Origin of the sequence: Hymenobacter sp. BRD67, assembly GCF_013256425.1 — a bacterium.
GTDB lineage: Bacteria > Bacteroidota > Bacteroidia > Cytophagales > Hymenobacteraceae > Hymenobacter.
Genome location: NZ_CP053904.1, coordinates 250,850 through 263,711, shown reverse-complemented (window position 1 = coordinate 263,711; position 12,862 = coordinate 250,850). Strand labels below are relative to the sequence as shown.

Sequence of the window (12,862 nt, the reverse complement as noted above, 5' to 3'; positions counted from 1 at the left end):
CCTACTAGCGCCGTGCTGCCCTTTCGTCCCCAACGGCCGCGCATTGTTTGGCTGGCCGGCCTGGGCCTGGCCAGCGGCACGCTTTGGGTTTTGCTGAGCGGGGCCAGGGCCGAGGCGATTCGGGGCACAAGGCAGCCGGCCAATTTCCCAGCCATGCGCTACGACCTGGCCAGCAATGAGCCCGACCAGGCCGCCTTCGAGCTGGGGCGCACGCTGTTTTATGACCCGCGCCTGTCGAGCGACGGCAGTATTTCGTGCGGCTCGTGCCACCAGCAAAGCCGGGCCTTTACCGATGGCCGCGCCGTGCCGGTGGGCGTGGCCGGCCGCCGCAGCCGGCGCAATGCCCCGGCCCTGCAAAACCTGCGCTGGCGGCACGGCTTCATGGCCGATGGCGGCGTGCTGGGCCTTGAGGCGCAGGCCCTGGCACCGCTCACCAGCCCCCAGGAAATGAACGAGCCGCTGGCCAATGCGCTGGCCCGACTCAACGCCGACCCTGAGTATCGCCGGCGCTTTGCGGCCATCTACGGGCCGGGTAAAATTGATACACCGCAGTTTTTGCGCGCGCTGGCACAGTTTACGGCGGCGCTTACCAGCGCCAGCTCGCGCTACGACAAATTTGTGCGCCATGAGCCGGGCGGCACCCTCACTACGCCCGAATTGCAGGGGATGGCGCTGCTTCGGGCCAGGTGCAGCAGCTGCCACGCCACCGATTTATTTACCGATGAGTCGTTTCGCAACAACGGCCTCGATGCGGCTTTTCCAGTCGATTCGGGCCGGGCGCACATTACGCTGCGGCCCACCGATGCGGGCCGCTTTAAGGTGCCGAGCCTGCGCAACGTAGCCCGTACTGCGCCCTACATGCACGATGGCCGCTTTGCCACGCTGCCGCAGGTGCTGGCGCACTACGCCCGCGGCGTGCGCCCCTCGCGCACGCTCGACCCGCTGCTGCGCCAGCCCGACGGCCGCCTGGGTATTGCGCTTTCCGCCAAGCAGCAGAGTGAAATAATCGCTTTCCTGGCAACGTTGACCGACCAGCAATTTCTGACCGACCCCCGCCTTGCTGCCCCGGCTCGGGAAACCAGGGCCACCCCGCCCCGCGTTATCGGCGCAAAAGCCGTGGCATTTCAGCATAGATAATTTTTTTATTATATAGAATAATGACTATTGTCAACCCCCGGGTGCTGGCCTTTCTGCTCGGCTGCATGCTGCTGGGTGGCTGTGGCAGCAAGGGCAGCATCGACCCCGTTACGCCTACGCCGGTGGTGCCCACTCCCACTGCCTATACCCTTACGCTACCGGCCGGCTTTCCTACCCCGGTAATTCCGGCCGATAACCCGCTCACCAACGAAGGGGTGGCGCTGGGGCGCATGCTGTTTTACGAAAAAGCCCTTTCGAGCACCGGCACCATGAGCTGCGGCTCGTGCCACCAGCAAAGCAAGTCCTTTACCGATGGCCTGCCGCTGGCGGTAGGCGTCGATGGCGTAGCTAATCCGCGCGGCACCATGTCGCTGGTAAACGTGCTCTGGAGCACCCAGCTCACCTGGGACGGGGCCTTTACCACGCTGGAAACCCAGGCGCAGAAGCCTCTTGAAAATACCATTGAGCTGCATCAGCCGCTGCCGGCGAGCGTGGCCAAGCTCCAGGCTACCACCTTGTACCCACCCTTATTTGAGGCCGCTTTTGGCACCAAAACCATTACGCCCGCGCTCACGCTCAAGGCGCTGGCGCAGTTTGAGCGCACTATTATTTCCAGCAATTCGCGCTACGACAAATACGTGGCCACCCGCGCCGGCTTCAGTGCCGATGAGGTAGCAGGCTTGCAGCTCTACACGACGCACATTGCGCCGGGCGTGGTGCGCGGGGCCGAGTGCTTCCACTGCCATACCCAGCCGCTGATGTCGTCGGGCTACGCGGGCAAATTCTTCAATAATGGCCTCGACCTTACGTTTGCCGACCCCGGCCGGGGTGGCATCACTCTGCTGGCTGTCGACCAGGGTAAGTTTATCGCGCCCACGCTGCGCAATATTGCCCTGACGGCCCCCTATATGCACGACGGCCGCTTCAAAACCCTGGAAGAAGTGCTCGACCACTACTCCGACCACGTGCAGATGGCCAGCCCCAACCTCGACCCCAACCTTATCCAGGGTATCAACGACCCGCCCTTTGGCACGCATATGGACCTGACGCCCACCGAAAAGCGGCAGGTGCTGGCCTTTCTGAAAACCCTGACCGACTCTACCATTATCACCGACAAGCGCTTTTCCAGCCCGTTTTAGGCTTTCTGTTGTCTATGGCCTGCCGATAAAAGGACTGGTAACGAAAGCACTTGTTATTGTACGCCTAGTAGCTCCTCAGCTGCTGCTACTACCCGAGCGGGCGTAATCAGCCGGATATCCGGGTCGTGAGCGGGGCGGCTAAAGTCGCCCTGCGCAAACCGCGCTTCCTGGCTGGGCGGAAACAGACAGCGGCACGGAGTCCGCAGCAGCGCCGACGGATACGGGAAGAATTTGCCATAGTTTTCCCCATCAGCAGCACTAGGCAGGGGTGCCGGCCTGCGCGGCCAAATGAGCAGCTACGGTATCGTTGCTAATAAGCAGGCGTGCGCCCGCCAGCAGGGCAGCCAGGCCCGGCAGGTCGGTTTGGCCACAGCAGTTTTCCAGTGGCACCGTAGGGCCGGCAGCCTGGGCTATCTCCTGCGCCAGCCGGGCATCGGCAGGGCTACCCGCCAGCACCAGGCGATACCGGCTGCCATAGCGCTGGTGCAGGCCCTGCGCCAGCCGGGCAAAGTGCCGGGGGGGCCAGCGCTTGCGCCGGGCACTGGCTCCCGGGAAAAGTACTATATAAGGAGTACCTGCTACTCCCTTTACTGCATGCTGCACGCTGGTGGGTAGCTGCAGGGGCGCCGGCCTGGGCGGCTCGGTAGCCAGCCCGGAAGCGTGCCGCCAGTTTTCAAAAAACTCCCGGTTGCGGTCGTACTCAAACAGCACGGCCGGCGTACTGGGCAGCAGTTGTGTGAAGCCCGCGTCGAGCAGCCGGTACTCGGGGCCAGGCCGGAGCGAGCCTTCGCTGGCAATGCGCACGGGGGCTTTCAAGTATTGCACAAAGGTTTCGACCGCCGGCTCCCGCACGTGCAGCGGATAGACTATCTCGCCAAAACCTTTACCACCAATTTGTTGGAGCATTTCGTGGCGATAGTCCAGGTCAGCCATAAAGCGGCCGGTATCCAGCAGCATCAGCTCATCAAAACAGTCAGCATCCCAGGCACGGGCCAGCGGGGCCCATACAGCATTGGCCAGCAGCGTCAGGTGCTGCCCTCTTGCACGCACTTCCTCACTCAGGCGGCAAAGCCAGGGGCGATAAAGCAGGTAGTCGCCGATAGAATCGTGGCGCACTACCAGCACCCGCCTGGCGTTGGGCGGGGCCTGCTGCGCCAGGGCAGCCTCATCGGCACTCCGCAGCGCCTCCAGCTTGCGTTGCCGCCGAAACCCCCGAAAACGCTCACGCAGCGTACCAAACATAGGTGCAAAGTTACTGGCCGGCCTTCAATCCGATGCGTTCTACCAGCCTGTGGCCGCACTATAGCAAGGGGGGACTACACCGCACGGCCCCGCCCGACAAGTCGGGCGGGGCCGTGAAAATAAACTACGTAGCGCAGGCAAGGCTTAGTCCACGTTGTCGTGCAAAAAGCGGTTATCTCCCAGCAGCTCGTTGTCATCGCTTAGGTTAAAGCGCGAGATATTTTGCGCGCTGCTCGGCGTTACGGGCTCCAGCTTCTGGCCGCGGCGCAGGTAAGCCGGCGTATCGAGGTGCGTGGTGGCATCGGGCGAGAGGCCTTGGCTCTGGCTCAGCTGCTGCAAGCGGCGGCGGCGCTCTTCGGCCTGAGCCTCCAGCATGGCCGGCCGGGGGCGGGCTGCCGCCGGCTGCTGGGCAGCTTGCTGGCCCGATAGCAGCACCGGGTCGCCGGGCGCGGTAATGGGCACCCCGGCCAGGCCAGTCTGCGCGTTGGGCGTGTTCGGGCCGTTCAGCTCGTAGGTTATCCGCGCTGGCTCGGGCGTGGTAAAGGTGGGTACTACCGGGGCCGGCCCCGCTTGAGCTACCGGCGTGGGCTGGGCCGGCCGGTCCTTATCAAGGCTTACCGGCGTTTCGGCCACTGGCGTGGTGGCTACAGGCTCGGGTGAGCCCTCGGCACGGCCGTTGGTAGCGATGGTGTGCGCCTCGCGGGCAAAACCCGTGGCGATTACCGTCACGCGAATGCTCTGGCCCAGCGTTTCGTCGGTGCCGTGGCCAAAAATCATTTCCGCATCTGCGCCGGCCTTGCCCTGAATGTACTCCGTGATTTCCGACAGCTCATCCATTTCCAGCTCGGCCTGGTCGCCCGACATAATGCTGAGCAGAATGCGCTGCGCGCCCTGAATATCGGTGTTGTTGAGCAGCGGCGAGTTCAGGGCTTCCTCGGCGGCGCGGCGGGCCCGGTTTTCCCCCTCCGTCACGGAGCTGCCCATTACGGCCGCGCCCGAGTCCTTCATCACCGTTTTTACGTCCTCAAAATCCACGTTCACGTCGGCCGTTACCGTAATGATTTCGGCAATCGACTTGGCGGCCGTGGTCAGCACCGTATCGGCCTTGGCGAAGGCCTGGCCCATTGTCAGGTTGCCGTAGAGCTGGCGCAGCTTATCGTTGAGAATCACCAGCACCGTATCGCAGTGCTCACTTAGCTCCTTGATGCCCTGCTCGGCCTGGTCGCGCTTCTTCTTGCCCTCAAACAGGAAAGGAGCCGTGACGATACCCACGGTTAGAATATTCAATTCCTGCGCTACCTGCGCGATAACCGGCGCGGCGCCGGTGCCCGTGCCGCCCCCATACCGGCCGTGATAAACAGCATCTTGGTGCCGTTGCTCAGCAGCTCCCGGATTTGCTCGCGGCTTTCGAGGGCAGCCTGCCGGCCGCGCTCGGGCTTGGCCCCGGCCCCGAGGCCTTCGGTCAGGTCCACCCCTATCTGGAGCTTATTGGGCACCGTGGAGCTTTCGAGCGCCTGGCGGTCGGTGTTGCAGATAATAAACTCCACGTCCTTGATGCCCTGCTTATGCATGTGCTTCACGGCGTTGGAGCCCCCGCCCCCTACCCCAATCACCTTGATGATGGAGCGGCTCTGGGCCGGAATGTCGAAGGTGAAATTCATAAAGATTCATTTAACATTCAACATATAACATATAACAACCTGTTAGACAGGCTGCTAAGACTCAAAGCCCAACTGTTAAATGTTAAATGATAATTGTTAAATGAGATTAATATTGCTTGTCGTCAAAATCGTCAATCAGAATACCCTTGAGCTTGCGCGTAATGTCGCCCAGGAACTTGAGTCCCTTCTGCTCTTTGGGTGGCTTGGGGGCTTCAGGCGCCGCAGCGGCCGGCGCTACGGGCGCGGCCGGAGCCGGCGTAAAGCTCGGCACTACCGGGGCCGCGACCGGCGTAGCAGCCTGGTAGCTGTAAGGCGGTATTTCTTCCTCACCGTAGCCGGGGCGCGCCACACGCTCGTCCTGCGCCTGGTAGCCAGCCAGCACGAGGCCCACGCCGGTAGCGTGCATCGGCGATTTCACGTCCTCAATCTTGCCCTTACCCAGGTGCTGATTGGGATAGCCAATGCGCGTATCGAGGCCGGTGAGGTACTCGGTCAGCTGTTCCAGGTTCTGGAGCTGCGAGCCGCCGCCGGTCAGCACGACGCCGGCCGACAGCTGGTCCTGTAGCCCCATGCGGTAGATTTCGGCATATACCAGCTCGATAATCTCCGACATGCGGGCCTCAATGATATACGCCAGATTCTTGAGCGATACTTCTTTGGGTGGGCGGTTGGGCAAGCCCGGAATGCTCACGATTTCGTAGTCGCTGGCTTCTTCGGCAATGGCTTTGCCAAACTTCACTTTCAGCTGCTCGGCCTGGTTGGGCGTCACGTTGCAGCCCTGCTTGATATCCTGGGTGATGATATTGCCGCCGAAGGGCAGCACGGCCGCGTGGCGAATAATACCATCTTTGAAAACGGCCAGGTCGGTAGTGCCGCCGCCGATGTCAATCAGCGCCACGCCCGCTTCTTTCTCCTCGTCGCTAAGCACCGACACACTCGAGGCCAGCGGCTCCAGAATGAGGTCGGCAATAGCCAGCCCGGCCTTGGTCACGCATTTATTAATGTTGTTGATAGCTGCGCTCTGGGCCGTGATAATGTGGAAGTTACCTTCCAGGCGCACGCCAGCCATGCCGATGGGGTCGGTGACGCCGCCTTCAAAGTCAACTTTATAATCCTGCGGCATTACGTGGATAATCTGCGAGCCCGGCGGGGTCACCAGCCGGTACATATCGGCGGTAAGGCGGTTGACGTCGTCCTGGGTAATCTCGTTATCGCCACTGGGCCGGGTAATGGAGCCATTGTGCTGCAGCGACTTGATATGCTGCCCCGCAATGCCCACATTTACCACCCAATGTCGATGCCCGACTGCTCTTCGGCCTGCCGGATGGCCCGCTTAATCGCATCTACGGTTTTATCGATATTCAATACAAGGCCGCGCTGTACCCCTTCCGACACGGCCTTGCCCATGCCCAGAATCTCGAGCTTGCCGTACTCGTTTTTGCGGCCCACCAAGGCGCAGATTTTCGTGGTGCCGATGTCGAGGCCGACGACTATTTTATCTTGTTGCATAGGGGCAGAGTGGGCAGTGAAAGAGCAGTAGCTAACCGGGTTAGCAAAATGTATAAAAAATATATTTTTGGTTACCAGGCAGTTACTACTCGCAAATTATTTGGTTTTGGTATTCTACGTTTATGCGATGGTACGTATCCCAGCCTAGCACTGAGGGAATTTGACGGTAAAATACCATCAATTTGGCGAATTTTTCCGAAATATCTTCGGGGGCCCCAAACTCGATACGCTGGTCGCCCACCTGCTGCGTGAAGCTGAGCTTGCCGCCCGGCTCCACAAAAACTTCGGCCACCTGAGCCCGCCAGAAGGGATGCTCATCTACAAAGCGTAAAAAATCGAGGTAGCCCCGACTGGTGCTATCCTGAAAAAAATTACTGGGCAGCGTGCCGCCGCCGGCCCGGCTCACGGTGGCCACCCGCGCCGTGTAGAGCGGCGACAGCGGCAGCCGCCGGCCATTGGCATCGACGTAGGTATCGAGGCGGTCATCGGGATGCACCAAACGGGCGATAGGCCGGTTTTGGTGCACGTCGGCGTGCAGATTGCCGGCGAGGTCACGATACACCTGCGCATCGCGCACGAAAGGGTGCGCCTTCAGCCGGTTTTCCAGCTCGCGCAGTCGCGGGCCTTCGGGCACCGTGCCCAGCACCGGCTCTTTACCGCCATTGGTAAGAAGCGCGGTTACGCCACGCTCACTGATAAAATAATTATCGAACTCGTTAGCTACGTTTACCACAACATTTTGCACCGGGCGGTGCGCTTGCCGAAAGGCCGCAAACGCAGCCATGCTACCCAACCCCAGCAGGCAGGCAAGCGCGACAAGCAAATTGCGAACGGTCATATTCATAAAATTGCATATTAGCCCTTATCTGGTTTGTTTTGCAGCCTCAACCGTGCTATAATTAGCGCAAGCGGCAGCTAAAAAATAAGATAAAACGAGCAGATTATATTTTTTTTAGTTTTGAGGAATTTCTGTAGAATCCAGTATTTTTTTAAGCTGCGGCACAAGGGTATCAATGTCGCCGGCTCCTACGGTTGCCAGCACGTCAAATGTAGAATTATTTTGGGCATTTTCCAACACTTGCTGCTTGGTTTGCAGCGATTTAGCCGGCGAAGTAATTGCCGAGAGCAACATTTCCGCAGTCACGCCCGCTATGGGCAGCTCACGCGCCGGATAAATATCCAGCAGCACTACTTCATCGGCCAGACTCAGGCTTTTTGAAAAGCCTTCGGCAAAGTCGCGGGTGCGGGTAAATAAATGCGGCTGAAAAATGACCCGTATTTTTTTACCGGGATATAAGGCGCGCAACGAGCGCAGAAAAGCTTCAATTTCGCGCGGGTGATGGGCGTAGTCGTCTACGTATACTTTATCAGCCCTGGTTACAATAAATTCGAAGCGCCTTTTAACGCCCCGATACGTAGCCACGGCCTCAGGGAGTTGCATTTCACGCACTCCAAATAATTGTGCGGCCGCGGCGGCGGCCAGCATATTTTCAATATTGTGAAAGCCGGGCACGGCTAACTTCAACCCCGCCACGACGCCCTGTGGGCTGTGCAGGTCGAAGTGAAACTGATGTCCTTCGGTGGTAATATTTCCAGCAAATAAGTCGAGGTGCGGCGCAGCCGCCAAGCCGTAGCGCAGCACCCGCGTGCCGGGCGGCACGGCCGCCGCCACCCGCTCGTCGGCAGTGTGGTTGAGCAGCAGCGTCCCCCCGGGCTTTAGCTGGCCAACGAATTGACAGAAAGAGTCGATAAGCGCGCTTTGCTCCCCGTAGATATCCAGGTGGTCGGCATCGGTACTGGTCACGATGGCTACATCGGGGTGCAGGGTCAGAAAGCTGCGGTCGTATTCGTCGGCTTCCACCACTACCGGGGCCGTAGGGGTTTTGGGCAGCAACAGATTGGAGCCCAGATTTACGGAGATACCGCCCAAAAAAGCCCCGGCGTCGAGGCCGGCCTGACGCAGCAAATGCGCCACCATGCTACTGGTCGTGGTTTTGCCGTGCGTACCCGCTACCGCAATCGTAGGCCGGCCCTGGGTGAGCACGCCCAGTACCTGGCTGCGCTTGCGGATATCGTAGCCCTGCTCGCGCAGCCAGGCCCATTCCAGGCTGTCGGCCGGAATAGCCGGCGTAAGCACAACCAGCGTACGGGCCTTGTTTTCCCGAATTTCCGACGGAATATTTTCGACTGCATCGGCATAATGCACGGCAATACCTTCGGCCTGCAAGGCCTGCGTCAGGGGGGTTTCGGTTTTGTCGTAGCCGCTCACCTGGTGGCCATTGGCTTTAAACCAACGGGCCAGCGCCGACATGCCGATGCCTCCGATGCCGAGGAAAAATACGTAGGGAAACTGCTGCATTACGAGGTTTAAACGCCCTGCCAAGCCGGACGCTCTGCTTTAGTCGGTATTGATTTTTACCAGTTTAAATAGTTCGTCTACAATAGCAGTGGTGGCGCTGGGCCGGGCCATTTCCAGCACGCGCTGGCTAAGCTGCTGCTGGCGCACCGGGTCGGCGAGCAGGCGTAACGTTTCGTCGTAGAGGCGCCCGGCGGCGTGCGCATCGGTGATGAGTACGGCCGCGCCCTTGCCCACCAGCGCCAGCGCATTCTTGGTCTGATGGTCTTCGGCTACGTTGGGCGATGGCACCAGCACGCTGGTCTTTCCCGTGAGGCAAAGCTCTGATACTGAAAGGGCGCCGGCCCGGCTAATAACCACATCGGCGGCCGCGTAGGCCAGGTCCATACGCCGGATAAATTCCAGCGCCTGCAGCCGGTCGGCGGCAAAGGGCGCGGCCTGCTGCTGCGCTTCGGGAAAATAGAGCTTACCCGTTTGCCAGAGTAGTTGCACCCCGGCTTCGCGCAGGAGTGGCAACGCCGCCGCCGTGGCCAGGTTGAGCGTGCGGGCCCCCAGGCTACCGCCCACTACCAGTAGCGTTTTTTTGGCGGGGTCCAGGTTAAAGAAACGTATTGCTTCCTCGCGGCTACCCAGAGCTATTTCCGTCCGCACGGGGTTGCCGGTAAGCACAAGCTTTTCAGAGGGAAAGAATTTTTCCATGCCCTCGTAGGCTACGCATATTTTGCCCACGCGGCGCGCCAGCAATTTATTAACCAGCCCCGCGTACGAGTTCTGTTCCTGAATAAGAGTTGGAATGCCGCGTGAGGTAGCAGCCAGTAAAACCGGAGCTGAGGCGTAGCCGCCCACTCCTATTACAGCATCGGGCCGAAACTCCTGAATTAATTTACCAGCCTTGCGCACCGAGCGAAATACCCGCACCGGAAACAATATATTCTGCGGCGTCAGGCGGCGCTGCAGACCGGTGATATCCAGGCCCACAATCTTATAGCCAGCTTCGGGCACGCGCGTCATCTCCATGCGGCCGTTGGCACCTACGAATAGAATCTCAGCGTCGGGCTGCCGACGCCGGATTTCATTCGCAATTGCCACCGCCGGGAAAATATGCCCGCCAGTACCGCCGCCGGAGATGATAAATTTCATATTATTGAGCTGTAAGCCGCTAACCAGCAGCAGATAGTTTTTATATAGTAAAATTTACTAATAACAGCTAATTATCGGCAACTAAAAATCACGCATACTGCGCGCGTTTACTCGTAATGCGTGCCGTATCGGCGGGCTCGCCGGCCATGGGGCGGGTTTCGCGCTCGCCCCGGCTTACGGCCAGGATAATACCGACGCTTAAGCCCGTGAATATAAGCGACGTACCGCCCATGCTCAGCATTGGCAGCGGCAGGCCCGTTACCGGGCCGAGGCCCACGGCTACGCCCATATTTACCATTGCCTGCAATACCAGGCTAAAGCTCAGGCCGGCCGAGAGCAGCCCTCCGAATGCGCCCTGGCTGTTCATCACGGTTTTTAATCCCCGATATAAAAAAGCCAGGTAGAGAAACAGCACGAACAAGCCGCCAATCATACCATATTCTTCAATAATAATGGCGTAAATAAAGTCGGAATACGGGTGCGGCATAATATTGCGCTCGGTGCTTTTGCCGGGGCCTTTGCCGGTGAGGCCACCCGTGGCAATGGCAATAAACGAGTGCTCAAGCTGAAATTGAGGTTTTTTAGTTTTATCGGTAAAATTGGTGACCCGCGACATTACTGTTCCGAGACGCTGGCCGGCCGCCAGCCCGGCACCGCCCAGCACTACGCCGATAACGACCATCACCAGCATCTGCTTCATGGGTACGCGGCCGATGAACATGAGCAGCAGGCAGGTAAGAAACAGCAGCAGCGCCGTGGAAGCATTCGACAGGACAATCAAGCCGCAGATAACGCCTACCCACAGCATCACCGGAAAAAGCGTGCTCCAAAAATCGTGCAGGTGCTGCTGCCGGCGGCTTAGCATACTAGCCAGGTGCGAGATAAGCGCCAGCTTGGCCAGGTCGGAGGGCTGAAAGGTCTGGTTGATAACCGGGATGGTGAGCCAGCGGGAGGCATCGTTGAAGGTGGTGCCGCCGAAGAAATAGGTGTACAGCAGCAAGGGCACTGAAAGCAGCAGCGCGTAAAGCGACAGCCGCGAATAATGGCGATAATCAATCCGATGCGCTAGCCAAGCCAGGGCCAGACCTATGAAAATGAGGCTGGCGTGCTTCAACGCAATGCCCTCCACCGAGCCCGAACGGCCGTGCATTTCCTGCCGGTAGGCCAGCGTGCCGGTGGCCGAGTACACCACCGCGATGCTGATGAGCGAAAATAGGATAACGATGGCCCACAAAATAGGGTCGCCCTTAAGGTTGCGCTGAAGCCAGGTAAGACGGGTCGTTTCCATAAGTCCTGATTTAATTATAATGCCTGCACGGCGGCGGCAAATTGCCGGCCGCGGTCTTCGTAGTTTTTAAATAAATCGAAGCTGGCGCAGCAGGGCGACAGCAGTACGACGTCGCCGGGTGCTGCCAGCGCCGCGGCGCGGCGCACAGCATCGGTCATGCTTTGGGTTTCTTCGAAGTGCGGCACATGGCTTTCGAAGGCGGCGCGCAGCTTGGTATTGTCTACGCCCAGGCAGATTAGCGCCTTCACTTTTTGCTCGGCCAGCGGCTGCAAGGTGGCGTAGTCGTTGCCTTTGTCGGTGCCGCCAGCTATCCACACAATAGGCCGCTTGATACCGTCGAGGGCATACCAGGCGGCTTCTACATTGGTGGCTTTGCTATCGTTTATATACTGAATATCAGATATTTTACGTACCAGTTGCAAGCGGTGGTCGGCATTTTTGAATGAGCGCAGGGCGGCCTCAAGCTGCTGGGGCGACACCCCGGCGACCCGCGCCGCCAGGATAGCCGCCGCCATGTTCTGGTGGTTGTGCTGGCCAATAAGCGGCGAGCTTTTCACACTTACCTTTTCGGGATGCTGGTCGTCGGTGGGCAGGTTCAGGCGCAGGGTGTATTCGTCTTCGTAGTAAGCTGCCAGGTGATAATCGGGACGGTGGTGCAGGCTGAAGGGCAGCAGGAAAGCCGTCATAAACGCGGTTTTCAGAAAGCGCTCGATAGTCTCGTCGTCGGCGTTGTAAATCAGGTAATCGTCGGAAACCAGGTTTTCGGCAATGCGCAGCTTCGCCTCAGCGTACTTAGCCAGCGAGTAGTCGTAGCGGTCGAGGTGGTCGGGGGTGATATTGAGCAGCAGCGAAATCCAGGGGTGAAAATCCTTGGTATCGTCCAGCTGGAAGCTACTGATTTCGAGCACGTAGTAGGCAAACTTATCGGCAATCACCTGCTCGGCGAGCGAGTAGCCGATGTTGCCGGCCAGCCCTACGCTCAGGCCGGCTTCCTTAAGCAAATGATAGGTGAGCAGCGTGGTGGTGGTTTTGCCGTTGGTGCCGGTAATGGCAATAAACCGTGCTTTCGTATAGCGGCTGGCAAACTCTATCTCGGAAATAATGGCAATATTTTTCTCACGCAGGGCCTTAATGACGGCTGCTTTTTCCGGAATGCCGGGGCTTTTAATTACTTCATCGGCTTGCAGAATCCGCTCCAGCGAGTGCTGGTTTTCCTCAAACTCGATACCGGCCTGGGTAAGCTTTTCCTTATACTGGGGCTGAATGGGTCCCCGGTCGGATACGAACGTGGTATGGCCTTTCGCCTGCGCCAGCAAAGCGGCGCCCACGCCGCTTTCGGCGGCTCCGAGAATAATAATATTTTTGCTGACAGCAGTCATAGCGGCGAATA

8 protein-coding genes and 2 pseudogenes are annotated in these 12,862 nt (G+C 59.2%); 2 read left to right on the top strand and 8 right to left on the bottom strand.

Features of this window, described 5'->3' with window-relative positions; all coding sequences use genetic code 11:
• Nucleotides 1-12 precede the first annotated feature (12 nt).
• Together GKZ67_RS01195 and GKZ67_RS01190 are read left to right on the top strand one after the other, a co-directional pair.
• Nucleotides 13-1,137 carry a cytochrome-c peroxidase gene (locus GKZ67_RS01195; protein ID WP_254244992.1) on the top strand — a complete coding sequence of 375 codons (1,125 nt, stop codon included), beginning with the start codon at nucleotides 13-15 and terminating at the stop codon, nucleotides 1,135-1,137.
• A 20-nt stretch (nucleotides 1,138-1,157) separates the two neighbouring features.
• Nucleotides 1,158-2,276 (top strand): cytochrome-c peroxidase, encoded by a 1,119-nt coding sequence (locus GKZ67_RS01190; protein WP_173240794.1) that lies wholly within the window; start codon nucleotides 1,158-1,160, stop codon nucleotides 2,274-2,276.
• Nucleotides 2,277-2,534: 258 nt separating this feature from the next.
• Here the strand turns inward: GKZ67_RS01190 and GKZ67_RS01185 are convergent, their stop codons facing one another.
• The 8 genes and pseudogenes from GKZ67_RS01185 to murD form a co-directional block, all read right to left on the bottom strand.
• Nucleotides 2,535-3,518: a glycosyltransferase family 9 protein gene (locus GKZ67_RS01185; RefSeq protein ID WP_173240793.1), complete on the bottom strand. Its 984-nt coding sequence runs from the start codon at nucleotides 3,516-3,518 to the stop codon at nucleotides 2,535-2,537.
• Nucleotides 3,519-3,662: 144 nt separating this feature from the next.
• Nucleotides 3,663-5,179, bottom strand: a pseudogene (ftsZ, locus tag GKZ67_RS01180) (cell division protein FtsZ).
• Nucleotides 5,180-5,285: 106 nt separating this feature from the next.
• Nucleotides 5,286-6,688: pseudogene (gene ftsA / locus GKZ67_RS01175) on the bottom strand (cell division protein FtsA).
• 85 nt (nucleotides 6,689-6,773) lie between these two features.
• Nucleotides 6,774-7,526, bottom strand: coding sequence for a cell division protein FtsQ/DivIB (locus tag GKZ67_RS01170; protein WP_254244991.1), 753 nt, complete (start codon nucleotides 7,524-7,526; stop codon nucleotides 6,774-6,776).
• A gap of 114 nt (nucleotides 7,527-7,640) precedes the next feature.
• Nucleotides 7,641-9,047, bottom strand: a complete 1,407-nt coding sequence (murC, locus tag GKZ67_RS01165; RefSeq protein WP_173240791.1) for a UDP-N-acetylmuramate--L-alanine ligase — start codon at nucleotides 9,045-9,047, stop codon at nucleotides 7,641-7,643.
• Nucleotides 9,048-9,086: 39 nt separating this feature from the next.
• A complete protein-coding gene (murG, locus tag GKZ67_RS01160; protein WP_173240790.1) occupies nucleotides 9,087-10,184 on the bottom strand; it encodes an undecaprenyldiphospho-muramoylpentapeptide beta-N-acetylglucosaminyltransferase in 1,098 nt (365 codons plus the stop codon).
• 88 nt (nucleotides 10,185-10,272) lie between these two features.
• Entirely contained in the window at nucleotides 10,273-11,472 is a 1,200-nt protein-coding gene (locus GKZ67_RS01155) for an FtsW/RodA/SpoVE family cell cycle protein (RefSeq protein WP_173240789.1), read from the bottom strand.
• Nucleotides 11,473-11,486: 14 nt separating this feature from the next.
• Nucleotides 11,487-12,851, bottom strand: a complete 1,365-nt coding sequence (gene murD, locus GKZ67_RS01150) for a UDP-N-acetylmuramoyl-L-alanine--D-glutamate ligase (RefSeq protein ID WP_173240788.1) — start codon at nucleotides 12,849-12,851, stop codon at nucleotides 11,487-11,489.
• Nucleotides 12,852-12,862: the final 11 nt, after the last annotated feature.